The sequence below is a fragment of the Klebsiella sp. genome (assembly GCF_027492335.1).
Classification (GTDB): Bacteria; Pseudomonadota; Gammaproteobacteria; order Enterobacterales; family Enterobacteriaceae; genus Klebsiella; species Klebsiella huaxiensis.
In genome coordinates, this window is record NZ_JAPUEW010000047.1 from 147,330 (window position 1) to 170,572 (window position 23,243).

Consider the following 23,243-nt stretch of genomic DNA (forward strand, 5'->3'; position numbering starts at 1 on the left):
AAGGTTCACATGTTAAACAACATTCGTATCGAAGAAGATCTGTTGGGTACCAGGGAAGTTCCAGCTGACGCCTACTACGGCGTTCATACTCTGAGAGCGATTGAAAACTTCTACATCAGCAACAGCAAAATCAGCGACATCCCTGAATTTGTCCGGGGTATGGTGATGGTGAAGAAGGCCGCGGCGCTGGCTAACAAGGAACTTCAAACGATCCCCAAGAGCGTAGCGAACTCGATTATCGCCGCATGCGACGAGGTGCTGAATAACGGTAAATGCATGGACCAGTTCCCGGTTGACGTATTCCAGGGCGGCGCAGGTACCTCCGTTAACATGAACACCAACGAAGTGCTGGCGAACATCGGTCTTGAGCTGATGGGTCACCAGAAAGGTGAATACCAGTACCTCAACCCTAACGATCACGTTAACAAATGCCAGTCTACCAACGATGCCTACCCGACCGGTTTCCGCATCGCGGTCTACGCCTCAATCCTCAAACTGATCGACGCCATCAACCAGCTTGGCGAAGGTTTCCAGCATAAAGCCGTCGAGTTCCAGGACATTCTGAAAATGGGCCGTACTCAACTGCAGGATGCGGTACCGATGACCCTCGGCCAGGAATTTCATGCATTTAGCGTTCTACTAAACGAAGAAACCAAATGCATTCTGCGCACTGCTGAACTGCTACTGGAAGTGAACCTCGGCGCGACCGCCATCGGTACCCGCCTGAACACCCCGGATGGTTATCAACAACTGGCAGTCCAAAAGCTGGCAGAAGTCAGCGGCCTGCCGGTTGTACCGGCGGAAGATCTGATTGAAGCCACTTCAGACTGCGGTGCCTACGTGATGGTACACAGCTCCCTGAAGCGTCTGGCGGTCAAAATGTCCAAAATCTGTAACGACCTGCGCCTGCTCTCTTCAGGCCCGCGCGCTGGCCTGAACGAAATCAACCTGCCCGAACTGCAGGCCGGTTCTTCTATCATGCCAGCCAAGGTGAACCCGGTAGTCCCGGAGGTCGTCAACCAGGTCTGTTTCAAAGTTATCGGCAACGACACCACCGTCACTATGGCTTCCGAAGCCGGTCAGCTACAGCTGAACGTCATGGAGCCGGTAATTGGTCAGGCGATGTTTGAATCTATCCATATTCTGACCAACGCCTGCTACAACCTGCTGGAGAAATGCGTCAGCGGCATCACCGCCAACAAAGCGGTATGTGAAAGCTACGTCTATAACTCGATTGGCATCGTCACCTATCTCAACCCGTATATCGGCCACCACAATGGCGATATCGTCGGCAAAATTTGCGCCGAAACGGGCAAGAGCGTCAGGGACGTGGTGCTTGAGCGCGGGCTGCTGACCGCAGCCGAGCTGGATGACATCTTCTCTGCGCAGAACCTAATGCATCCGGCCTATAAAGCGAAGCGATACACCGATGAAAGCGAACAGTAAACTTTCAGATTAAACTAACCACGGGCATGTCAGCGATGACATGCCTTTTTTGTTCTTACAGCTCCACCAAATTACAACAATCCAATATCAACTTGTTAATAAAACAAGGAAGGCATATATGTTTAGTGCAGAACTCGTTATTGTCCTGCTGGCTATTTATCTGGGAGCCAGACTCGGGGGCATCGGCATCGGTTTTGCCGGTGGCCTGGGCGTCCTCGTCCTGACCCTCGTCTTTCAAATTCAACCCGGCGCGATCCCCTTCGACGTCATCGAAATTATTATGGCGGTCATCGCCGCTATCGCAGCTATGCAGGTCGCCGGGGGGATGGACTATCTGGTCAGCCTCGCCGAACGAATGCTCCGGCGTCATCCTAAATACATCACCTTTCTCGCCCCGCTGGTCACCTGGTTTATGACCGTGCTGGCGGGAACCGGGCATACCGCGTTCTCCACTCTGCCGGTTATCACCGAAGTGGCGAAAGAACAGGGCATCCGTCCCTCACGCCCGCTCTCCATCGCCGTGGTAGCCTCGCAGATTGCGATTACCGCCTCGCCGATTTCCGCGGCAGTGGTGTTCTTTGCCGGGATCCTAGAACCGCTGGGTGTGAGCTACCTGACCCTGCTGGCGATCTGTATTCCGGTAACCCTGGTTGCCGTCATGCTCACCGCCATCGTATGTAACTTCCTCGGCTGTGAGCTCAAAGATGATCCTGTCTACCAGGAGCGTCTGGCAAAAGGGGAAGTCAAACTGCGCGGTAGTCAGGTGTTTGAGCTTAAGCCACACGCCAGACGCTCCGTATTGCTGTTCCTGGTCGGTATCGTGGCGGTGATGTTCTACGCCACCGCTATCAGCGACACCGTTGGCCTGATTCAAAACCCGGTCCTGCCGCGTAATGAAGCGATTGTGGTGTTTATGCTGACCATCGCCACGCTGATTAGCATCACCTGCAAAATCGATACCGGTGAAGTGCTCAACGCCAGCACGTTTAAATCCGGGATGAGCGCCTGCGTCTGCGTTCTCGGCGTCGCCTGGCTGGGGGATACCTTCGTCAAAGCGCACATTAGCGATATCCAGACCGTCGCGGGCGACCTGCTGCACAACTATCCGTGGCTGCTGGCAGTGGTGTTATTCTTCGCCGCGACGCTGCTTTACTCCCAGGCAGCCACCACCAAGGCGCTGATGCCCGCTGCGCTGATGCTGGGCGTGACGCCGCTGACCGCCATCGCCTCGTTTGCCGCCGTCTCCGCGCTGTTCGTCCTGCCAACCTACCCGACTCTGTTGGCAGCAGTCGAAATGGATGACACCGGCTCGACCCGCATTGGCAAATACGTCTTTAACCATGCCTTCCTGATCCCCGGCGTGATCGCCATTACGCTGTGCGTGATCCTCGGGTTTATTTTTGGTGGCATTCTGCTGTAAATCTCTTCAAATTCGGGCCAGATCCTGGCCCGTTTCGTTAATCCCTTTACCTTGCGTGCTATAGTGCCTCTTTTCGCTGATACGAGGTTCACGATGACTACGCCTGATGCTGTTGTTGTACTCTGTACCGCGCCGGATGAAGCAACCGCCCAGGATCTGGCGGCCAAAGTGCTGGCGGAAAAACTCGCCGCCTGCGCTACTCTCCTGCCGGGAGCGACTTCGCTCTACTATTGGGAAGGGAAGCTGGAGCAGGAGTATGAAGTGCAAATGCTGCTGAAAACCGATCTCGCCCACCAGCAGGCGTTGCTGGACTGCCTGAAGTCCCATCATCCGTATCAAACCCCTGAACTTCTGGTTCTGCCCGTCATTCACGGAGACAACGATTACCTCTCATGGCTCAACGCATCATTACGCTGATCCTGCTGCTTTGCAGCACATCAGCCATTGCCGGACTGTTCGACACACCTGGCCGTTCGAACTTTGTTTCTGCTGATCAGGCTTTCGCCTTTGATTTTCAGCAGAACCAACACGACTTAAATCTGACCTGGCAAATCAAGGATGGTTACTATCTCTATCGCAAACAGATCAAACTGACGTCCGCCGATGCGACGTTTACCGAACCCTCTCTGCCGTCAGGCGAATGGCATGAGGATGAGTTCTACGGCAAAAGTGAAATTTACCGCCAGCGCCTGAGCATACCGGTAACCCTCACTCACGCAGCCGCAGGCGCGACCCTTACCGTGACTTATCAGGGCTGTGCGGATGCCGGTTTTTGCTATCCGCCAGAAACTAAAATCGTGCCGCTCGGCAAGGCGCTCGCACTCTCCAGCAGCGATGCCGTAGCCCCGAAGCTCAACCCACCTCTGCCACTGGAAACGCGCCCGGCGCTACCGGTAGAGTCGCCGTCTGATCTTTCTTCCCCGGCCCCAGATAACAAAGACTCCGACCTTCCCTTTACCGCGCTATGGGCGCTGTTAATTGGTATCGGCATCGCGTTTACCCCCTGCGTGCTGCCGATGTACCCGCTGATTTCCAGCATCGTGCTGGGTGGTAAGCAGCGGCTTTCCACCGCCCGCGCCCTGCTGCTGGCGTTTATTTACGTTCAGGGGATGGCGTTAACCTATACTGCGCTGGGACTGGTGGTCGCCGCTGCGGGTTTACAGTTCCAGGCGGCGCTACAACATCCTTATGTGCTAATCGGCCTGTCGGTAGTGTTTATCCTGCTGGCGCTGTCGATGTTTGGTCTGTTTACGCTGCAATTGCCTTCGTCGCTGCAAACGCGTCTGACGCTGATGAGCAACAGGCGTCAGGGCGGTTCGTCGGGCGGCGTATTTGCGATGGGGGCGATTGCCGGACTCATCTGCTCGCCTTGCACGACAGCCCCGCTGAGCGCCATTTTGCTGTATATCGCCCAGAGCGGTAATCTGTGGCTGGGCGGCGGAACGCTGTATCTCTACGCGCTCGGTATGGGGCTACCGTTGATCCTGGTGACCGTATTCGGCAACCGCCTGCTGCCAAAAAGCGGCCCGTGGATGGCTCACGTCAAGACCGCCTTTGGTTTTGTGATCCTCGCCCTGCCGGTATTTTTACTGGAACGTATCATCGGCGATCTCTGGGGCCTGCGGCTTTGGTCACTGCTTGGCGTCGCCTTTTTTAGCTGGGCGTTTATTACCTCTCTTGGCGCCACCCGTCCATGGCTGCGCATTGTGCAGATTGTGATGCTTGGCGCCGCGCTGGTCAGCGCACGTCCGTTACAGGACTGGGCTTTCGCCACAGCAGTCGCCCAACAGCAGACGCATCTGGAATTTACCCGCATCAATAATATCGCCGAACTCAACCAGGCGTTGACGCAGGCTAAAGGCAAACCGGTGATGCTCGATCTGTACGCCGACTGGTGCGTGGCCTGCAAAGAGTTCGAGAAATACACCTTTAGTTCGCCTGACGTACAGCAGGCCCTAAAAGATACCGTTCTGTTGCAAGTGGATGTCACAAAGAACAGCGCTGAAGACGCGGCTCTGCTGAAGCACCTGCAGGTGCTCGGCCTACCCACGATTCTGTTCTTCAACGAACAGGGAGAGGAACAGCCCGCACAGCGCGTTACGGGTTTTATGGATGCTGCGGCATTCAGCGCCCATTTGCGCGATCGACAACCGTGAGCGACACTTTAGGAGGAAAAATGGAGGAGAAGACCGTGCAACGTGAAGATGTCCTGGGTGAAGCCATCCAAATCCTCGAAATCGAGGGTATCGCGAACACCACGCTGGAAATGGTCGCCGAGCGCGTGGCTTACCCGCTCGATGACCTCAAGCGTTTCTGGCCCGACCGCGAAGCCCTGCTGTATGACGCGCTACGCTATCTCAGCCATCAGGTCGACGTCTGGCGTCGTCAGCTATTGCTGGACGACTCGCTAAGCGCGGAGCAGAAACTGCTGGCGCGTTATGCTGCGCTGACCACATGCGTGAGCAATCATCGCTATCCAGGCTGCCTGTTTATTGCTGCCTGTACGTTCTATCCGGACGCCCAGCATCCGATCCATCAGCTTGCTGAGCAGCAAAAGCAGGCTTCGCTGGCCTACACTCATGAATTGCTTAGCCAGCTCGAAGTTGACGATCCGGCAATGGTCGCGAAGCAGATGGAACTTATTATCGAAGGCTGCCTGAGCCGCCTGTTGATCAAACGCAGTCAGGCCGATGTCGATACCGCACGTCGCCTGGCGGAAGACATTTTGCGTTTTGCTCAGTGCCGAATGGGCGGGGCTCTAACCTGATTCCGATATCTTAACCGATACATCACGCATATAATTTCCCCCTCACGGATATGCTGACAGGGTTTTATATGCGTTCTCTTCTTTGGGTTGCCATCATGGGGCTGTGTTCGACACCGCTTCTGGCAGCTTCCCCGCAAGGTTTTTCTTTCGCGCACAAAGACTGGGAACTTGCCTGTGACAACACCGGTACCTGTCGGGCTGCGGGCTATGGCACGACAATGGGTGAAGTCAGCGTCTTGCTGACACGCAACGCGGGCGAGGCACAGCACGTCATCGCCCTCGCCACCTTCGCCCAGACCGAGCACGATATTCCGCCCGATGCGACGGTGAATTTATTCATCGACGGTCAGGATAACGGCGCGCTTGATGCCAACGACGAGAGCCATTTTCGCTTTGACGATACCCAGACAGCGGCTCTGATTCAGGCCCTGGAGCACAACGGCAAAATTGAGCTGGCGCTTAACGACGAGCGCAAGCAGCTCTCCAGCACAGGCAGCAGCGCCGTATTTCTGAAAATGGATGAGTTCCAGCAGCGCCTGGGCACCGCCGATGCGCTGCTGCGTAAAGGCGATGCAGGAGATGACAACATCCTGGCGGCAACGCCTGCGCCGGAAATTATCGCCGCGCCTGTCATTCACAATGCAGCAACCACGACGCTAACGGCAAAGCAGCGGCAAAAACTTCTCCCACAGCTGGTCCCTTTGCTCAACAGCCATTGCGATGACTGGCAGAACGCTGATATTCCGGCATCGGAGCGCCAGCTCACCGCCACCCCGCTGGATAAAAGCCACACGCTGATCAAGACACTATGCTGGCGCGCGGCCTATAACGACGGCTACGCCGTATGGGCCGTGGATAAAACGCTGCTGACCCAGCCTCAACTGGTAACCACCGACGCCTCCAGCTATGCCGATGGCGTTATCACCTTTTTCCACAAAGGCCGCGGTATCGCCGACTGTATTAGCGGAGAAGAGCGCGTCTGGGATGGCAAAACGTTTGTCCAGAGCCTGAAATACACTACTGGCGACTGCCGTGAAATCGCCCCCGGCGGCGCGTGGATGCTACCTACCTTCGTCAGCCAGGTTATCCCCAAACAGCAGAAAGATGCCGATAACAGCGCACTGAAGGCGCTATACAACGCCGTATTAAAAGAGCAGCAGGCCAACCCGGAGTTGGATCTAAATAAAATCGCCGAACAGTTTCCCCTCAGCGGTCATGTCAGCCATTTTACGCTGGCCTATGCGGATGACTCTCTGGTCTCGACGACGAAGCCCTCCGCCGATATTAGTGATGATGAGTGGCAGGCATTTCTCCAGTCCGATATCAGCGCCGACTCCGAAAACGGCAAAGTCAGCTTTACGCTGGTGGACCTCGACGGCGACGGCAGACGCGATTTAATCATCGACAGCTACGTCGGCGGCACGGGCCTCTTTAGCTACACCGGCGTATTAAAACGCGGGGATGATGCTTTTGATGCGGTCAATAACGACGACAGCGGCAACGGCGATGACTTTGACGCAGGCGTTCCTGGCGCGCTCTATTCCCTGAACGGCCGCGGAGCGAACCAGTGGAGCCACTGGGTAAGAATTAACGGCCAGGTTTACGCGCTTTGGTACAACGGCCAGTTTGGCGAAGATAACCTCTATCTATTGCGCCCTTTTAGCCCCTCCAGCAGCACCCCGGCGGTGACAATTCGCTATCGCTACACCCTCGACGACATCAGCTCGCCGGAGAAAGACCAGCCGCTGACGCCTGCACTGAGCGACGGGGAAAAGTCAGATCTGCTGAAGTCGCTGGAAGTGATGCAGAGCAGCCTGCTGAAGGATAAGCCACAGAGCGACAGCGACGCGCCGATTTGCCCTATCCCCCCAGGTACATCAGCCGACGATGCGGACAGCTACTACAGCGGCGTGGCATCTAATTATATTTATGAAACCGTGGCTTACATTCCGGTTTGGCTGAACGAAAAATGTTTTATCGGTACCATCTTTAGCCACCACGGTGCATACCGTCACGGCGTTGATGCGGAAATCACCATCAGCTCGCCGCGCGATGACGAAGACATCGTTGGCGACTACAACATATCCGGGCTGCGCCGCGCTATCTCGGTAACCAGCGGCTGGAAAACTCGCGAAGGTGATAACGGCATGATGTGATTTTAAGCAAAAAAGCGCCTTCGGGCGCAGAATTGCCGTAAAGTTAAGCAACCGGTAGATAAATCGAGAAATTTGATTGACGGATCGTACGGATTACGGTTTAATGCGCCCCGTTGCCCGGATAGCTCAGTCGGTAGAGCAGGGGATTGAAAATCCCCGTGTCCTTGGTTCGATTCCGAGTCCGGGCACCACTATTTAGAGAACCCAGCCTATGGCTGGGTTTTTGCTTTCTGAGAACCGGACTCTTCATCGAACTACGTTCGATTATTCGCCGCACAGCGGCTCACCCCTTCGGGGCCAGCGCGACAAGCGCGCTGTTCAACGCCTCCGGCGTTAGTCCGAGTCCGGGCACCACTATTTAAAGAACCCAGCCTATGGCTGGGTTTTTGCTTTTCTGCTTTCAGCTAAACATCGTCCTTCCAAGCTGATGCCCCGCTTCCAGATGAGCTTCCGCCGTTTCCAGTTCCGGTAACAACATCATCTGAGAACTCACTACCGTAGCTCCACAATAGTCAAAAATCCCATGGGAGATTTGTGCATTAAACGCATCCGTGAACCCATGCTTATCATACGTTTTCTGATTCGCTGCGCCTAAGGCAACCAGATGCACCCGCAGGTGGCCCAGCTTCTTCACTACGTTACCATCGGCGGTCTCCTCATAAGCCCAGCCGTTTGAGAACACGCGATCGATCCATCCTTTTAGCAGACCTGGCATCGACCACCAATAAATAGGGAAAACCAGCACCAGCGCGTCGGCGTTGTCGATCCGGGCCTGTTCAGCAATCACATCTGCCGGCGTGGCGTCGGTTTGCAGGAAAGCTGCGATATCCGGCGCAGCAAAAACCGGGTTAAAACCTTCCTGCGTTAAATCAGCGAGTTCAGCAGTATTATGCGGGTTAGATTCAGCGATCCCTTGGGCAATCGCCGTGGCGACGCTATGCGTCAAAGAAGTGTTAAGGGGGTGAGAAACCACAATTAATGCATGCATGACGGAGACTCCAGTTGCCATATGACGATATCGGACGTAGTCTTATATACTAACAGTAACCTACCGATGGTAAGTTACCTTTGGTATATAAGCTTGTCAACGGGAGAATGCCCTATGTCTGAACCACTCGTACGGCAGCGTTTATCGCGAGAAGAACGGCACAAGCAGCTGGTTGATGTCGCCTGGCATATTATTCGTGAAGAAGGAACCGATGCCCTGACGTTGGGCTACCTGGCGACACAGGCGGGCGTCACCAAACCGGTGGTTTACGATCATTTTGACAGCCGTTCGGGACTTTTCGCCACACTTTATACCGAGTACGACCAACGCCAGACGGCGAAGATGGATGAGATATTACGCAACACTGAGCCTGATGCAGAAAAAATGGCCTCAGCGATCGCCGACGCTTACATCGAGTGCGTGCTACATCAGGGACGGGAAATGCCGAGCGTGATGGCCGCGCTGGCCGGGACACCTGAGCTGGAGAAGATCAAACAAGAGTGCATCACCGCATTTACCGCAAAATGCCGGCAATACTTTTCACCGCTTTGTGGAAGCGATAATCTCAGCGAGGCCGCCATTCTTGCCATGCTCGGCTCCGCTGACGGGCTAGCGACCGCGGTAGTGAACGGCGTCATCACAGAACAACAGGCTAAAGATGAGCTATTTCAGGTGATTATGTCGATGTTGCAGCGCTGCTGCCGTGCATGAGGAGCACTGCCAAGTGGCGGCTTACGCCTTACACGGCCTACAAAACTAACAAGCGCCAGCCACCGGGCGGCGGGCGCTTTAATTATCAGCCGCCTGCTTTCTTAATCGCCGCATCCAGCGAGGCTTTATCCGCCAGTCCTGGGAACACGGTAATCGTCGCTTCCGTGGCACCCGTTGTTGGCATCACGATAACCCCGGGCGTGCCGCTCAGGCCGATTTCCTGCGCCAGTTGATTCGTGCCATCCAGCACCGCTCCAACATCCGTCGCTTTCTTCGCGTCGAAATTCACTTTCTTCGCCTGCTGCTGGATGTCGGCGGCCGTCAGCTTGCCTTCGTTATGCCCGGTGGAATAAATCCCATTGTGGTAGGTCAAATAGGCTTCTGCGCCCTTCTGCTGATAAATCTGCAGACCGGTTTTCGCCGCTTCCAGAGAGGTTTCCCAACGGCTGCCAAAAATAGGCCACTCTTTGAAAGCGAAGCGAGTCTGCGGGTTCTCTTTGATCACCTGCTCCATAACCGGCGCCAGACGACTGCAGTAAACGCATTGATAATCAAAGAACTCAATGACCGTCACTTTGCCCTCTTTCGGGCCATAGGTCGGCGTATTTTTATCCTGAGTCAGTACGACAGCGTTCTTCAGTACTGCCTGAGTCGCCGCGCTGGCCTGCTGCTGCTCCTGAATCTGTTGCAGCTTCTGGCTGGCCTGCAATAGCACTTCAGGATGCGCAACTAAATAATCGGCAGCAATTTTGCCAATACGGGCTTCCTGTTCGGGCGTAAACGTCGCCGCAGGCGCATCAGCGGCGGTCGCCATCACCGGAAGCAGAGCGGCGCCAATAAAGGCGAGTGTCAGTAAATTCTTATGGCCGGGCATGTGGGTAGTCCTTGCGATAGGTAAACGGCAGGTGTGTCTTTACCCACAAAATATCATCCTTTGCCGGCGAATCATCACCAGACAGGGCAATGATTGGTAACTATATTTTTCAATAACCATATACGTGCCGGCTTTCCGCCCGGTGGTCAACGCGACCGAACGGGAGTACGCTTCGCCCCCTGCTTTTCCCTGTGGGATCCTTTTTTAGTTAGATGAGTTGGGTATGAACGAGTTTTTCAGTCAGTGGGACGTGGCGGTCATTCTGCTGCAAATTATTGCTATCGATCTGTTATTGGGCGGCGACAACGCGGTAGTGATCGCGATGGCCTGCCGTAAGCTGCCGCCACATCAGCGAACCAAAGCCATTATTATCGGCACCTTCGGCGCGATAGTGGCGCGCGTGCTGCTGCTGGCAGTGGCTATCTATTTGCTCTCGTTACCGTGGTTAAAAGTAGTCGGTGCGCTGATGCTGCTGTGGATTGGCATCAAGCTGGTCACGAATCAGGAAGAAGAGAGCGAAGTCAGCAGCTCCAGCAGCCTGTGGCGCACCGCGGTCACCATTACCGTCGCCGATGTGATTATGTCGCTGGATAACGTACTGGCGGTTGCCGCCGCCGGGAAAGGCCACCTGGTGCTGGTCGCATTGGGCGTGCTGATCAGCATCCCGATTATCGTCGCAGGCAGTAAACTGGTCCTGGCGATCCTTAACCGCTTCCCGTCCGTGGTGATGCTGGGCGGCGCGCTGATTGGCTGGATTGCCGGTTCGATGATGGTGACCGACGTGACTATCGTGCATCTGTTCCCCAACGCACCCGCGGCTCTCCCTTTGATTGGCGGTGCCATCGGCGCAGCTCTGGTACTGCTGGAAGGACTACGCAGAAACCGCAGGCCCTCCGCCGAATAGCGTCCGCTCCGACGCCGTCAATCCCGACGGCGTCAAGTTTGCGCCACTTTTCCCTCCCATCCGCGCTCATTTGCCCTACGCTTATTAAAGACACCTGATCCAGGGATCTGTAACCGTACTATTGCGCATAAATGAGATAACATCATGGAATTAAAGGATTATTATGCCATTTTAGGGGTTCAGCCAACGGACGATCTGAAAACCATCAAGACCGCCTATCGCCGTCTGGCACGCAAATATCACCCCGATGTCAGCAAAGAAACCGAGGCCGAAGCTAAATTCAAAGATCTCGCCGAAGCCTGGGAAGTCCTCAAAGATGACCAGCGTCGCGCCGAGTATGACCAGCTCTGGCAGCACCGCAACGATCCGCAGTTTGGTCGTCAACATCAGCAGTCCCATGAACAAAGCTACAGTCAGCAGGACTTTGACGATATTTTCTCTTCGATGTTTGGCCAGCAGGCACACCAAAGCCGCCGCCAGCACGGTGTCCGCGGCCACGATTTAGAGATAGAAGTTGCGGTATTCCTTGAAGAGACGTTGGCCGAGCAGACGCGCACCATCAGCTATAAACTGCCGGTTTATAACATCTTTGGCATGGTCGAGAGCGAAACGCCGAAAACGCTGAATGTGAAAATTCCTTCGGGCGTCGTTGATGGCCAGCGCATCCGCCTGAAAGGCCAGGGCACCCCCGGCGAAAATGGTGGCCCAAACGGCGACCTGTGGCTGGTGATTCATATCGCCCCGCACCCGCTGTTTGATATCGTCGGCCACAACCTTGAAATCGTCCTGCCGCTGGCGCCGTGGGAAGCCGCATTAGGTACCAAAGTCACCATTCCAACGCTGAAAGAGAGCATTCTGCTAACCATTCCACCGGGCAGTCAGGCCGGGCAGCGCCTGCGCGTGAAAGGCAAAGGGCTGGTCAGCAAAACCACCACCGGCGATCTGTATGCGGTGATTAAAATCGTTATGCCGCCAAAACCAGATGAGAAGAGCCGCGAACTCTGGCAGCAGCTGGCCGATGCGCAATCCAGCTTCGAGCCGCGCAAGACATGGGGGAAAGCCTGATGGCTAAGATAACAGTGACGTTCACGATTACCGAGTTTTGTCTCCACACCGGCGTTTCCGAAGAGGAGCTAAACGAAATTGTCGGTCTTGGCATGATTGAACCGCGCCAGCCACAGCGGGAAAACTGGCTGTTTGATGATAGCGCGGTGACGCTCGTTCACCGCGCCGTGCGCCTGCGCCAAGAGCTGGAGCTGGATTGGCCGGGTATCGCCGTGGCGCTGACGCTGCTGGATGAAAACGCGCGCCTGAGCCGCGAGAATCAAATTCTTCAGCATCGACTGGCGCGCTTTCTGACGCATAGTTAAGCCTGTCCGCAGACGGCGGTAAACCCGTAGCCCGGGCAGGCGCCTGGCGCCGCCCCCGGGAGCATAGCGCAGGATGGCATACTTTCCCGGAGGCGATGCTGCGCATCTGTCCGGGCTACCGGTCCGCAAAACGACGGTGAACCTGTTGCGCAGCGCAAACTGGGAGGAAAACGCAAAGCCGCCATCCGGCACAAATACCGCGCAATATCTTATTAACCCTGCACCCACTTCGGCAGCCAGTCGCCATGGCTGTCGATCAGATCATCCACCAGCGCATAGATCTCTTCAATACCCAGCACCGCCGCCGTATGCGGGTCCATCATGGTCGCATAATAGACGTAATCGCGGTTCTCCGTGAGGATCGCCTCGGTCAGCAGAGTCTGTACGTTGATGTTGGTTTGCATCATGGCCGCCAGATGGGCAGGCAGCTTGCCCGCTTTGGTCGGCTGAATGCCGTTAGAGTCCACCAGACAAGCCACTTCCACGCAGCATCCCTGCGGCAGGTTATCTATCAGGCCATCGTTACGCACGTTGCCGTAAATCACGCTCGGCTCGCCGGTCCAGATGGCATTCATAATGGTGCTGGCGTATTCGCGTGAGGGTTTAACCTCAATACGCTCGCTGGTTTTATACAGCTCCAGCTCTTTGTGCCAGTTTGCCACCTGCTCTACACAGCGTTTCGGATACTCGTCCAGCGGTATCTGATAACGCTCGATAAGGTCCTCACGCCCTGGTTTGATAAACCACGGGGTGTATTCCGCGAAGTGCTCGGAGGATTCGGTGACAAAGTAGCCCAGCTTTTTGAACATCTCATAGCGGACGATGTTCTGGCAGCGCGAATCCTCACGATGCTTCGGCGCGCGGCCTTCGGCAAATGCCTGTAACATCTCCGGATAAATACTGACGTAGCTGCCGTCACTAAGCTTTTTCTCCAGCGACAGGTAAAAAGCCATATGGTTAATGCCCGCGCAGCGGTAGCGTAAATCCGCTGGGTCAAGGTCCAGATCGTGAGCCAGCTCCTCCGCCGTCCCCTGCACCGAATGGCACAGTCCAACCTGCTTAATATGTGGATAGCGGGCATACATCGCCCAGGTGTTCATCGCCATCGGGTTGACGTAGTTAAGCATCGTGGCGTTCGGGCAGACTTCGGTCATATCGTCGCAGATGCGCCACAAGTGTGGAATCGTGCGCAGCGCGCGCATGATCCCGCCCGGGCCAAGGGTATCAGCAATGGTTTGTTCCAGACCATGCAGCTTACAGACTTCAAAATCGGTCACCGTACAGGGCTGATAGCCGCCAATCTGGAAGGCTACCACCACGAAATCCGCATCCTGTAGCGCCGCTTTCTGGTCGCGGTGGCAGCTAATTTCCCCATCAGCCCCGAGTGAATCCATCAGCTTACGTACCACAATATGTGACTCTTCCAGGCGAGTCGCATCCAGATCCATCAGGGCGATATGCGCGGATTTCAGCGCCGGGCGCTGAAAAACATCACCGAGAATATTTTTGACAAACACCGTCGAACCGGCACCGATAAAGGTAATTTTTGGGGCAGACATAGGGCTCTCTCCATAAGGTCATTGAACGGTGACAGAGTGGCATGCCGGGCCTTTGCCGCGCTGCCCTCTTCCCGCCGGAGCATTCCCGGAAACTCAGATCGACTATCTGCAAGCATAAAATATGAGTTTTTGGGAATAAATGGGCGGAAAAGAAGAGAAAACGGGCCGTTATTTCGACTAAGATGAGGGCTCACTGGCGCAAAAATCGGCAAGTATGATGATTCAGGAATCCACATCATGATCGATAAATCCCACGCGGCGCAGCCTGCCGACTCCTATATGAGCAGTAGCGATGAGCATCAACCCCGCAGCCCGCTGGCGCTCTACTCGGAATACCAGCGAATGGATATCGAACTGCGCACGCCTTATGCGATGACCGCCAGCCACTGGCACGGTCAGGTGGAGGTGAACGTTCCCTTCGATGGCGATGTGGAATATCTGATCAACGATGAAGTGGTACGCATTAAGCAGGGCTATATCACGCTATTTTGGGCCTGTACGCCTCATCGTCTGACGCGCCCCGGCGACTGCAAGCAGATGGCTATCTTTAACCTGCCGATGCATCTGTTTTTGTCCTGGCCGCTGGACCGGGAGCTTATCAACCACGTCACTCACGGGATGGTGGTGAAATCGCTGGCCGCCCAGCAGTTGAGTGTGTTTGAAATCCAGCGCTGGCAGCAGGAGCTGAACAGCGACAATGAACAGATCCGCCAGCTAGCGATCGATGAAATTGCCCTGATGCTCAAACGCCTGAGCCTCTCCGGCTGGCAGCCAATTCTGGTAAACAAAACCTCGCGTACCCACAAGAACAGCGTGTCGCGCCACGCTCAATTTTACGTCAGCCAGATGCTGGAATATATCGCCGCCCATTACGATCAGGCGCTCACCGTCGACGACGTTGCCGAGCACGTGAAGCTGAATGCCAACTACGCCATGGGGATTTTTCAGCGGGTGATGCAGCAGACCATGAAGCAGTACATTACCGCGATGCGCATTAATCACGTCCGCGCCCTGCTCAGCGACACCGATAAAACTATCCTGGATATCGCCCTTACCGCCGGTTTCCGCTCCAGCAGCCGCTTCTACAGCACCTTTAACAAGTATGTCGGCATGCCGCCGCAGCAGTACCGTAAGCTGAGCCAGCAGCGTCGCCACAGCCTGCCGCCCGCAGAGGTATAAAAAATGCCGCCGGGGGAAGCCCACGGCGGCATTGATTAACAGCAAAACGGATTAGTCGTTGATGCGCGGATGCTGATCCACCAGACGAGAACGTTTTTCCTGCAGGTCGGCGATCTCCTGATCGATATCTTCGATTTTATGCTCGATGTTATCGTAGTGCTCGCCGAGGATTTCCTTCGCTTCCTGGATATCGGACGCCGCAGGCGTTGCCCCTTTCAGCGGGCGATTCGCGGTCTCTTTCATCGACAGGCCGGTAATCAGACCGATAACCGCAATCACCATCAGATAGTAGGCTGGCATCATCAGGTTCTGCGTACTTTCCACCAGCCACGCCGCCAGAGTTGGCGTCAGACCGGCAATCAGCACCGAGATGTTAAAGGCGCTGGCAAGGGCGCTAAAGCGAATATGGGTCGGGAACATCGCCGGCAGCGACGAGGCCATGACGCCAATAAAGCAGTTCAGGATCACCGCCAGCAGTAGCAGACCGGCGAAAATCAGGCCGAGAACGTTACTGTTGATCATGATAAAGGCCGGAATCGACAGCGCGAACAGCGCAACGCTACCAATCAGAATAAACGGACGACGGCCAAAGCGGTCGCTGAGCATCCCGATAACCGGCTGCACAAACAGCATCCCGACCATAATCGCGATAATAATCAGCACCCCGTGGTCTTCTGAATAGTGCAGGTTATGCGACAGGTAGCTCGGCATGTAGGTCAGCAGCATGTAGTAGGTCACGTTGGTGGAAATCACCAGACCGATACAGGTCAGCAGGCTGCGCCAGTGTTTAGTCGCAATCTCTTTAAAGGAGACTTTCGGCCCTTCCTGTAATCCTTCGCGATCGCCCTGCTCCATCTTATCAACATGTTGCTGGAACGCCGGGGTCTCTTCCAGCGCATGACGCAGATAAAGACCAATAATCCCTAGCGGCAGCGCCAGGAAGAACGGAATACGCCAGCCCCAGTCGAGGAAGTTCTCTTCGCCCACCACGCTGGAAATCAGCACCACCACGCCCGCGCCCATCACAAAACCGGCGATCGAACCGAAGTCCAGCCAGCTGCCCATAAAGCCACGTTTACGGTCAGGCGAATATTCCGCAACAAAGATAGATGCACCGGTATATTCCCCGCCAACCGAGAAACCCTGTGCCATTTTACACAGCAGCAGCAGGATCGGCGCCCAAATACCAATCGTGGCATACGACGGAATAAGACCGATACAGAATGTACTTATCGACATAATGACGATGGTTATCGCCAGTATCTTTTGTCGACCATATTTATCGCCCAGCATCCCGAAGAACAGGCCGCCTAGCGGACGAATTAAGAATGGAACCGAGAATGTACCGAGTGCGGCAATCATCTGCACGCTGGGGTCTGCACCGGGGAAAAAGACTTTACCTAAGGCATACGCAACAAAACCATATACCCCAAAATCGAACCATTCCATCGCGTTACCCAGCGACGCTGCGGTAATCGCTTTCTTCAGTTTGCTGTCATCAATGATGGTCACATCCCGAAGAGTGATTGGCTTTACTTTTTTCCTTTTAAGCATAATTTTCCTCTTTTGCTCTCGCCTTGAGCGCACGAATCTCCGCCGAATGACAAGGTCATTCGCGTCATGCGTTGGGAGCAATTCATTGCTGTGCTCCACCTTTCAAGCGTAGCAGGTTTGCCTGCACTGTCTGCTGACAGTCTGTACAACCGAACCTGTTGACGCCTGCTCTGGCCATAAATGAATAAACGGAGTCGCTATAAGTATGGTGAATTTGCGATCTCGCCTTTTTACCCTAACAGCGTTTAATTATGGGATCAACTTCACAAAAATTTACCCACCCTTAAACAGAGTCGCCCACAACCAATAAGTTCAATGAATATTGGAACTTAGCGATATACTTCCGGAAATATCTGGCGGATTTTATGGAAATACCCCAGCGAACTCTCGTGATATATATTCTCTTTCTCCGTTGCTATTCATCATAAAAAAGGCCCGACAAAAGTACGTGATTGCGCTATAATCAGCGTCACTTTCGGCTATCAGCCGCCATTTAATGGACCAACGTCCTGTTTTATCCAGTAATCGCGAGGAACGTCATGTCACTGCCACACTGCCCAAAATGCCATTCTGAATACACTTATGAAGACAGCGGCATGTTTATCTGCCCGGAATGCGCCCACGAATGGAACAATGCCGAGCCTGCTGACGATAACGACGCGCTGATTGTCAAAGATGCCAACGGTAATTTACTGGCCGACGGCGACAGCGTTACCGTAGTCAAAGATCTGAAGGTTAAAGGCAGCTCTTCGATGCTAAAAATCGGTACTAAAGTGAAGAATATCCGCCTGGTTGAAGGCGATCATAATATTGACTGCAAAATTGATGGTTTTGGTCCGATGAAGCTAAAATCCGAATTTGTTAAAAAGAACTGATTTAATTCCCCCGGCGTACATCGTCGGGGGGAAATATATTTCCCGGTAAAAAAATCTGAAAAGTGGCCCTTATTCCCCGGTCACGCTGCGCTTACCAGGGCTACAGTCTCCCACGATCGTCGTTGCCGCCTGGCTTAATTTTGCAATCCCCTTCTACGCTTAATGGGATATTCGTTACCTGAGGTAATGGTTATGCCCTTAAGTCCCTATATCGCTTTTAGCGGCAACTGCGCTGCAGCCATCGCGTTCTACCAGCAGGCATTGGGTGCTGAGCTCATCCACCAAATCACTTACGGCGAAATGCCGCAGGATATACAAAATGCCGAGGACGGTTGCTCTTCCGGCCAGCACCTGGCTGCCGACGGTATCGCGCACGCCAGCCTTCGCATTGCGGATAGTGTCCTGATGCTCAGCGACAGTCCCTCCAGCAAAACGGAGCGCTACGCCGGGTTTACCCTCGTGCTGGATCCAAAAGATATTGAGGAAGGTAAACGCTGGTTTGACGGCCTCGCCGATGGCGGACAGATAGAGATGGTCTGGCAGGAAACCTTCTGGGCTCACGGTTTCGGTAAAGTGACCGACCGCTTCGGCGTCCCGTGGATGGTCAACGTGGTGAAAGAGCCTTAAAGCTTACGTACCCCCTCACCCTAACCCTCTCCCCAAAAGGGAGAGGGGACCGTCTGGCGCTGTTTTTTTATTACTCAGCCGTTCTACAAACAGCCGACTCCGGGCCTGCTTTTCTCCCTCTGGGAGAGGGCCGGAGTGAGGGTCAGCGCGCAGATATCCCCTCGTCTTGTCATCCCACTGGCACCCACTCTTCATCCTCCGGTCATCATGTTTTAACCGAGATGTAACAATAATCCGTCAGGATCGGCCCACGCTCAGAGGGAAAAACCTTCTTGTCCTTAGTGAGGCTCGATTGACATGTACTTATCCAGACATCCGACCAGTTACCCGACACGATATCAGGAAATTGCCGCCAAACTTGAGCAAGAGCTTCGCCACCACTACCGCTGCGGCGACTATCTTCCCGCAGAGCAGCAGCTGGCGACCCGCTTCGAAGTCAACCGCCATACCCTGCGCCGGGCTATCGATCAGCTAGTGGAACGCGGCTGGGTCCAGCGCCGTCAGGGCGTCGGCGTACTGGTGCTGATGCGCCCGATAGATTACCCGCTCAATGCCCAGGCGCGCTTTAGCCAGAACCTTCTCGAACAGGGCAGCCATCCGACCAGCGAGAAGCTGCTGTCGGTCCTGCGCCCGGCCAGCAGTCACGTGGCCGAAGCCTTTGCCATTAACGAAGGCGATAACATTATTCACCTGCGCACCTTGCGCCGCGTTAACGGCGTCGCCCTGTGTCTGATAGACCACTACTTTACCGACCTGCGCCTGTGGCCGGTGCTGCAAACCTTTACCCACGGCTCTCTCCATGACCTGCTGCGCGAACAGCTTGATATCGAACTGACCCGCGTACGCACCAAAATCAGCGCCCGACGCGCGCAGGCGAAAGAGAGCAACATCCTCGGCATTCCCAATATGGCGCCGCTGCTGTGCGTGCGCACGCTAAATCATCGCCAGGCCGAGCAGAGCGCAACGGAATACTCCGTCAGCCTGACCCGCGCCGACATGATTGAATTCACGATGGAGCACTGAATGCACTTTGATACCGCTACCCGCCAGCACTGGATGTCCGTGCTGGCCCACAGTGAACCACAAGAGCTTGCCGCGCGGATGCAAACGCTAAACCTCGCGCCGCAGTATGAGCTGATTCGTACCCCGGAAACCGGCCTGGTGCAGCTACAGGCGCGCATGGGCGGCATCGGCGATCGTTTCTTTGCTGGTGATACCACATTAACTCGCGCCGCGATTCGCCTGGCCGACGGAACGCTCGGCTATAGCTGGATCCTTGGCCGCGACCGTCCGCACGCCGAACGCTGTGCGGCTATCGATGCCCTGATGCAGTCGCCACACCATTTTCACACCCTGATGGAAACCCTGATAACCCCGCTGGAAGAACAACGTAGCGCGCGCATTGAAGCCCGACGCGCCGAAGTCAACGCCAGCCGGGTCGACTTCTTTACTCTGGTTCGCGGAGATAACGCATGACATTACAAACCGCCTTTACCCTACCGGTGCAGGACGCCCAACACAGTTTCCGCCGTCTGCTGAAAGCAATGAGCGAGCCGGGAATGATCGTCTCCCTGCAACAGCTCCAGCACGGCTGGCAGCCGCTGAATATCGCCTCCACCAGCCTGCTGCTGACGCTGGTCGATCACGACACGCCGGTCTGGCTGGCTCCCGCGCTGCATAACGACCTTGTCGGGCAGAATCTGCGATTTCATACCGGCGCGCCGCTGGTTGAACAGCCCCAGCAGGCGACCTTCGCCGTCGCCAATGACAGCATCAGCGCCGAACAGTTGAACGTGCTCTCAGCCGGGACCGTCGTCGCTCCGGAAACTGGCGTGACGCTGATTGTCCAGCTTGCCAGCCTTAGCGGCGGTCGTATGCTGCGTCTGACCGGCGCGGGCATCGCCGAAGAGCGGATGATCGCCCCGCAGCTGCCGGAATGCATTATTGAAGAGTTGACCGAGCGCCCGCACCCGTTCCCGCTGGGCATCGACCTGATCCTGACCTGCGGCGAACGCCTGTTGGCTATCCCGCGCACCACCCATGTCGAGGTCTGCTAATGTACGTAGCCGTCAAAGGCGGTGAGAAGGCGATCGTCGCCGCTCACGCCCTGCAGGAACATAAACGTCGAGGCGATGGACGGCTTCCTGAAATCAGCGTTGAGCAAATTAGCCAGCAGCTCAACCTGGCGGTGGACCGGGTGATGACCGAAGGTGGCATCGCCGACCGGGAGCTGGCGGCGCTGGCGCTAAAGCAGGCCAGCGGCGATAACGTTGAAGCGATTTTTCTGCTGCGCGCTTACCGTACCACGCTGCAAAGGCTGGCGGTCAGCGAGCCTGTCAATACCGCCAGCATGCGCCTTGAGCGTCGTATCTCGGCGGTCTATAAAGATATCCCCGGCGGCCAGATGCTCGGCCCGACCTACGATTACACCCATCGCCTGCTCGATTTTACCCTGTTGGCCAACGGTGAAACGCCGCCACTGGCAACCAACAGCACGCCACAGGAACCGACGCCGCACGTCTTTAATCTTCTGGTCCAGCAAGAACTGACAAAGGCCGAGCAAGATAGCAACGCGCAGCCCGATGACATCACCCGTAATCCGCCAGTTTATCCCTGCTCCCGCTCTTCACGTTTACAGCAGCTGGTGCGCGGCGACGAGGGTTATCTGCTGGCGCTGGCCTACTCCACCCAGCGCGGCTACGGGCGCAATCACCCGTTTGCCGGTGAAATTCGCAGCGGCTACGTCGCGGTAGAAATCACCCCCGAAGAGCTGGGATTCACTGTCAATATCGGCGAACTGCTGATGACCGAATGCGAAATGGTTAACGGCTTTGTTGACCCGCAGGATGAGCCGCCGCACTTTACCCGCGGCTACGGCCTGACGTTTGGCATGAGCGAGCGCAAAGCGATGGCGATGGCGCTGGTGGACCGCGCGCTCCAGGCACCGGAGTACGGTGAAGAGGTGGCCGGCCCGGCCCAGGACGAAGAGTTTGTGCTGGCTCATGCCGATAACGTCGAAGCGGCCGGTTTCGTTTCGCACTTAAAACTTCCCCACTATGTCGATTTCCAGGCCGAACTGGCGCTGCTTAAACGCCTGCAACGGGAGAATCAACGTGGCTAATGCATTGACCGGCTACAACTTTGCCTACCTCGACGAGCAAACCAAACGCATGATCCGCCGCGCCATCCTGAAAGCGGTGGCGATCCCCGGCTACCAGGTGCCCTTCGGCGGTCGCGAGATGCCGATGCCCTACGGTTGGGGAACTGGCGGCATTCAGCTTACCGCCAGCGTGATTGGTGAAAACGACGTGCTGAAGGTCATCGATCAGGGTGCCGACGACACCACCAACGCGGTGTCGATTCGCCAGTTTTTCCAGCGCGTCACCGGCGTCGCCACCACCGAATGCACCGAAGACGCCACGCTGATCCAGACTCGTCACCGGATCCCGGAAACGCCGCTGGTCGAAGATCAGATCCTGATCTTCCAGGTGCCGATCCCGGAACCGCTGCGCTTTATCGAACCACGCGAAACCGAAACCCGCACCATGCACGCGCTGGAGGAGTACGGCGTGATGCAGGTAAAGCTGTACGAGGATATCGCCCGTTTCGGCCATATCGCCACCACCTACGCCTATCCCGTAAAGGTGAATGGACGTTACGTGATGGATCCATCGCCGATTCCTAAATTCGATAATCCGAAGATGCATATGATGCCCGCGCTACAGCTGTTTGGTGCCGGGCGCGAAAAACGCATCTACGCGGTGCCACCCTATACCCCGGTGGAAAGCCTCGATTTCGACGATCATCCGTTTACCGTCCAGGAATGGGACGAACCATGCGCCATCTGCGGGTCGCGCCATAGCTATCTTGATGAAGTGGTGCTCGACGACAGCGGCAAACGAATGTTTGTCTGCTCCGATACCGACTATTGCCGCCAACAGAGCGAGGCGCAGAAAAAATGAGTCATCCGTTACTGGCGGTCAATAACCTGACCCACCTTTACGCGCCGGGCAAAGGCTTCAGCGATGTATCGTTTGAGCTATGGCCGGGCGAAGTGCTGGGTATCGTCGGCGAGTCCGGCTCCGGGAAAACAACCCTGCTGCAGGCGATTTCCGCCCGCCTGACACCGCAGCAGGGCGAAGTACGCTATCAGAACCGCTCGCTGTACGCGATGAGCGAAGCGGATCGCCGCCGCCTGCTGCGCACCGAATGGGGCGTAGTGCATCAGCATCCTATGGACGGCCTGCGCCGCCAGGTGTCGGCGGGGGGCAATATCGGCGAGCGCCTGATGGCGACCGGCGCCCGGCACTACGGTGATATTCGCGCCACCGCCGAGCAGTGGCTGCAGGAGGTGGAGATCCCGCCTTCACGCATTGACGACCTCCCCACCACCTTTTCCGGCGGCATGCAGCAGCGTTTGCAGATCGCTCGTAACCTGGTAACCCATCCGAAGCTGGTGTTTATGGATGAGCCTACCGGCGGGCTGGACGTGTCAGTGCAGGCGCGCCTGCTCGATCTGCTGCGTGGCCTGGTGGTCGAGCTGAATCTGGCGGTGGTGATTGTGACCCATGACCTCGGCGTCGCCCGCCTGCTGGCTAACCGCCTGCTGGTGATGAAGCAGGGTCAGGTGGTGGAAAGCGGCTTAACCGACCGGGTGCTCGACGATCCGCATCACCCCTACACCCAGTTGCTGGTGTCGTCGGTGTTGCAGAACTGATGTTGCAGTTGCCCGGCGGCGCTTCGCTTGCACGGGCCTACGAACAGCGCACCTGTAGGCCGGGTAAGGCGTAGCCGCCACCCGGCAATCAACCCC

At 55.9% G+C, this 23,243-nt stretch carries 23 protein-coding genes and 1 tRNA gene; 20 read left to right on the forward strand and 4 right to left on the reverse strand.

Annotation, left to right across the window (positions count from 1 at the left end; all coding sequences use genetic code 11):
• Positions 1-9 precede the first annotated feature (9 nt).
• From aspA to QVF11_RS14340, 7 genes are all read left to right on the forward strand, one after another.
• A complete protein-coding gene (gene aspA, locus QVF11_RS14310; RefSeq protein ID WP_110274510.1) occupies positions 10-1,446 on the forward strand; it encodes an aspartate ammonia-lyase in 1,437 nt (478 codons plus the stop codon).
• 118 nt (positions 1,447-1,564) lie between these two features.
• Positions 1,565-2,866, forward strand: a complete 1,302-nt coding sequence (locus tag QVF11_RS14315; RefSeq protein WP_110274511.1) for an anaerobic C4-dicarboxylate transporter — start codon at positions 1,565-1,567, stop codon at positions 2,864-2,866.
• Between the two features lie 93 nt (positions 2,867-2,959).
• A complete protein-coding gene (cutA, locus tag QVF11_RS14320) occupies positions 2,960-3,283 on the forward strand; it encodes a divalent cation tolerance protein CutA (RefSeq protein WP_112216238.1) in 324 nt (107 codons plus the stop codon).
• Positions 3,259-5,022 carry a protein-disulfide reductase DsbD gene (locus QVF11_RS14325; protein WP_287857849.1) on the forward strand — a complete coding sequence of 588 codons (1,764 nt, stop codon included), beginning with the start codon at positions 3,259-3,261 and terminating at the stop codon, positions 5,020-5,022. Before cutA ends, QVF11_RS14325 begins: the two co-directional genes overlap by 25 nt.
• A 35-nt stretch (positions 5,023-5,057) precedes the next feature.
• Positions 5,058-5,633, forward strand: coding sequence for a transcriptional regulator (locus QVF11_RS14330; RefSeq protein ID WP_112216244.1), 576 nt, complete (start codon positions 5,058-5,060; stop codon positions 5,631-5,633).
• Positions 5,634-5,701: 68 nt separating this feature from the next.
• On the forward strand, positions 5,702-7,789 hold the full coding sequence (locus tag QVF11_RS14335; protein WP_287857852.1) for a DUF1176 domain-containing protein: 2,088 nt from the start codon (positions 5,702-5,704) through the stop codon (positions 7,787-7,789).
• A 115-nt stretch (positions 7,790-7,904) separates the two neighbouring features.
• Positions 7,905-7,980: transfer RNA gene (locus QVF11_RS14340), tRNA-Phe, on the forward strand.
• Positions 7,981-8,189: 209 nt separating this feature from the next.
• Here QVF11_RS14340 and QVF11_RS14345 read toward each other — a convergent pair.
• Positions 8,190-8,777, reverse strand: a complete 588-nt coding sequence (locus tag QVF11_RS14345; protein WP_142514453.1) for an NAD(P)H-dependent oxidoreductase — start codon at positions 8,775-8,777, stop codon at positions 8,190-8,192.
• A 114-nt stretch (positions 8,778-8,891) separates the two neighbouring features.
• Between QVF11_RS14345 and QVF11_RS14350 the strand changes: the two genes are divergently transcribed.
• Positions 8,892-9,488: a TetR/AcrR family transcriptional regulator gene (locus tag QVF11_RS14350; protein WP_112216312.1), complete on the forward strand. Its 597-nt coding sequence runs from the start codon at positions 8,892-8,894 to the stop codon at positions 9,486-9,488.
• A gap of 85 nt (positions 9,489-9,573) precedes the next feature.
• On the opposite strand, the gene QVF11_RS14355 is transcribed toward QVF11_RS14350, so the two are convergent.
• Positions 9,574-10,362, reverse strand: coding sequence for a DsbA family protein (locus tag QVF11_RS14355; RefSeq protein ID WP_287857856.1), 789 nt, complete (start codon positions 10,360-10,362; stop codon positions 9,574-9,576).
• Positions 10,363-10,585: 223 nt separating this feature from the next.
• Here QVF11_RS14355 and QVF11_RS14360 point away from each other — a divergent pair, with 223 nt between their 5' ends.
• The 3 genes from QVF11_RS14360 (at position 10,586) to cbpM (ending at position 12,636) form a co-directional block, all read left to right on the forward strand.
• Positions 10,586-11,266: a TerC family protein gene (locus QVF11_RS14360; protein ID WP_112216310.1), complete on the forward strand. Its 681-nt coding sequence runs from the start codon at positions 10,586-10,588 to the stop codon at positions 11,264-11,266.
• A gap of 144 nt (positions 11,267-11,410) precedes the next feature.
• The gene (gene cbpA, locus QVF11_RS14365; protein WP_110274518.1) at positions 11,411-12,331 is read left to right on the forward strand and encodes a curved DNA-binding protein; all 921 of its coding nucleotides are present in this window, start codon (positions 11,411-11,413) and stop codon (positions 12,329-12,331) included.
• Entirely contained in the window at positions 12,331-12,636 is a 306-nt protein-coding gene (gene cbpM, locus QVF11_RS14370; RefSeq protein ID WP_110274519.1) for a chaperone modulator CbpM, read from the forward strand. Before cbpA ends, cbpM begins: the two co-directional genes overlap by 1 nt.
• A 212-nt stretch (positions 12,637-12,848) precedes the next feature.
• Here the strand turns inward: cbpM and melA are convergent, their stop codons facing one another.
• Positions 12,849-14,195: an alpha-glucosidase/alpha-galactosidase gene (gene melA, locus QVF11_RS14375; RefSeq protein WP_287857863.1), complete on the reverse strand. Its 1,347-nt coding sequence runs from the start codon at positions 14,193-14,195 to the stop codon at positions 12,849-12,851.
• A gap of 237 nt (positions 14,196-14,432) precedes the next feature.
• Here melA and melR point away from each other — a divergent pair, with 237 nt between their 5' ends.
• The gene (gene melR / locus QVF11_RS14380) at positions 14,433-15,374 is read left to right on the forward strand and encodes a transcriptional regulator MelR (RefSeq protein ID WP_139540882.1); all 942 of its coding nucleotides are present in this window, start codon (positions 14,433-14,435) and stop codon (positions 15,372-15,374) included.
• Between the two features lie 51 nt (positions 15,375-15,425).
• Here melR and proP read toward each other — a convergent pair whose 3' ends face one another.
• A complete protein-coding gene (gene proP / locus QVF11_RS14385; protein ID WP_142981225.1) occupies positions 15,426-16,928 on the reverse strand; it encodes a glycine betaine/L-proline transporter ProP in 1,503 nt (500 codons plus the stop codon).
• A gap of 539 nt (positions 16,929-17,467) precedes the next feature.
• Here proP and QVF11_RS14390 point away from each other — a divergent pair.
• The 8 genes from QVF11_RS14390 to phnK all read left to right on the forward strand — a co-directional run bounded on the left by QVF11_RS14390 (position 17,468) and on the right by phnK (position 23,147).
• A complete protein-coding gene (locus tag QVF11_RS14390; RefSeq protein ID WP_139540880.1) occupies positions 17,468-17,803 on the forward strand; it encodes a zinc ribbon domain-containing protein YjdM in 336 nt (111 codons plus the stop codon).
• A gap of 192 nt (positions 17,804-17,995) precedes the next feature.
• Positions 17,996-18,430, forward strand: coding sequence for a VOC family metalloprotein YjdN (yjdN, locus tag QVF11_RS14395; protein WP_287857871.1), 435 nt, complete (start codon positions 17,996-17,998; stop codon positions 18,428-18,430).
• Positions 18,431-18,727: 297 nt separating this feature from the next.
• Positions 18,728-19,453 (forward strand): phosphonate metabolism transcriptional regulator PhnF, encoded by a 726-nt coding sequence (gene phnF, locus QVF11_RS14400; protein ID WP_112216305.1) that lies wholly within the window; start codon positions 18,728-18,730, stop codon positions 19,451-19,453.
• On the forward strand, positions 19,454-19,906 hold the full coding sequence (gene phnG / locus QVF11_RS14405) for a phosphonate C-P lyase system protein PhnG (protein WP_112216304.1): 453 nt from the start codon (positions 19,454-19,456) through the stop codon (positions 19,904-19,906).
• Positions 19,903-20,487, forward strand: coding sequence for a phosphonate C-P lyase system protein PhnH (gene phnH, locus QVF11_RS14410; protein WP_112216303.1), 585 nt, complete (start codon positions 19,903-19,905; stop codon positions 20,485-20,487). The genes phnG and phnH overlap by 4 nt, the downstream gene beginning before the upstream one ends.
• Positions 20,487-21,551: a carbon-phosphorus lyase complex subunit gene (locus tag QVF11_RS14415; protein ID WP_112216302.1), complete on the forward strand. Its 1,065-nt coding sequence runs from the start codon at positions 20,487-20,489 to the stop codon at positions 21,549-21,551. The genes phnH and QVF11_RS14415 overlap by 1 nt, the downstream gene beginning before the upstream one ends.
• Positions 21,544-22,392, forward strand: coding sequence for an alpha-D-ribose 1-methylphosphonate 5-phosphate C-P-lyase PhnJ (locus tag QVF11_RS14420; RefSeq protein ID WP_287857876.1), 849 nt, complete (start codon positions 21,544-21,546; stop codon positions 22,390-22,392). The genes QVF11_RS14415 and QVF11_RS14420 overlap by 8 nt, the downstream gene beginning before the upstream one ends.
• Positions 22,389-23,147, forward strand: a complete 759-nt coding sequence (phnK, locus tag QVF11_RS14425; protein ID WP_287857877.1) for a phosphonate C-P lyase system protein PhnK — start codon at positions 22,389-22,391, stop codon at positions 23,145-23,147. The genes QVF11_RS14420 and phnK overlap by 4 nt, the downstream gene beginning before the upstream one ends.
• The last annotated feature ends 96 nt before the right edge of the window (positions 23,148-23,243 follow it).

Bases quoted from the DNA above. Each gene is read 5' to 3' on its own strand.
- QVF11_RS14315 (WP_110274511.1), top strand. From the start codon at position 1,565: ATGTTTAGTGCAGAACTCGTTATTGTCCTGCTGGCTATTTATCTGGGA.
- QVF11_RS14355 (WP_287857856.1), bottom strand. From the start codon at position 10,362: ATGCCCGGCCATAAGAATTTACTGACACTCGCCTTTATTGGCGCCGCT.
- QVF11_RS14360 (WP_112216310.1), top strand. From the start codon at position 10,586: ATGAACGAGTTTTTCAGTCAGTGGGACGTGGCGGTCATTCTGCTGCAA.
- QVF11_RS14415 (WP_112216302.1), top strand. From the start codon at position 20,487: ATGTACGTAGCCGTCAAAGGCGGTGAGAAGGCGATCGTCGCCGCTCAC.
- QVF11_RS14390 (WP_139540880.1), top strand. From the start codon at position 17,468: ATGTCACTGCCACACTGCCCAAAATGCCATTCTGAATACACTTATGAA.
- phnF (WP_112216305.1), top strand. From the start codon at position 18,728: ATGTACTTATCCAGACATCCGACCAGTTACCCGACACGATATCAGGAA.
- phnG (WP_112216304.1), top strand. From the start codon at position 19,454: ATGCACTTTGATACCGCTACCCGCCAGCACTGGATGTCCGTGCTGGCC.
- phnK (WP_287857877.1), top strand. From the start codon at position 22,389: ATGAGTCATCCGTTACTGGCGGTCAATAACCTGACCCACCTTTACGCG.
- aspA (WP_110274510.1), top strand. From the start codon at position 10: ATGTTAAACAACATTCGTATCGAAGAAGATCTGTTGGGTACCAGGGAA.
- yjdN (WP_287857871.1), top strand. From the start codon at position 17,996: ATGCCCTTAAGTCCCTATATCGCTTTTAGCGGCAACTGCGCTGCAGCC.
- melA (WP_287857863.1), bottom strand. From the start codon at position 14,195: ATGTCTGCCCCAAAAATTACCTTTATCGGTGCCGGTTCGACGGTGTTT.
- cbpM (WP_110274519.1), top strand. From the start codon at position 12,331: ATGGCTAAGATAACAGTGACGTTCACGATTACCGAGTTTTGTCTCCAC.
- QVF11_RS14325 (WP_287857849.1), top strand. From the start codon at position 3,259: ATGGCTCAACGCATCATTACGCTGATCCTGCTGCTTTGCAGCACATCA.
- proP (WP_142981225.1), bottom strand. From the start codon at position 16,928: ATGCTTAAAAGGAAAAAAGTAAAGCCAATCACTCTTCGGGATGTGACC.
- cbpA (WP_110274518.1), top strand. From the start codon at position 11,411: ATGGAATTAAAGGATTATTATGCCATTTTAGGGGTTCAGCCAACGGAC.
- cutA (WP_112216238.1), top strand. From the start codon at position 2,960: ATGACTACGCCTGATGCTGTTGTTGTACTCTGTACCGCGCCGGATGAA.
- QVF11_RS14345 (WP_142514453.1), bottom strand. From the start codon at position 8,777: ATGCATGCATTAATTGTGGTTTCTCACCCCCTTAACACTTCTTTGACG.
- QVF11_RS14350 (WP_112216312.1), top strand. From the start codon at position 8,892: ATGTCTGAACCACTCGTACGGCAGCGTTTATCGCGAGAAGAACGGCAC.
- QVF11_RS14335 (WP_287857852.1), top strand. From the start codon at position 5,702: ATGCGTTCTCTTCTTTGGGTTGCCATCATGGGGCTGTGTTCGACACCG.
- melR (WP_139540882.1), top strand. From the start codon at position 14,433: ATGATCGATAAATCCCACGCGGCGCAGCCTGCCGACTCCTATATGAGC.
- phnH (WP_112216303.1), top strand. From the start codon at position 19,903: ATGACATTACAAACCGCCTTTACCCTACCGGTGCAGGACGCCCAACAC.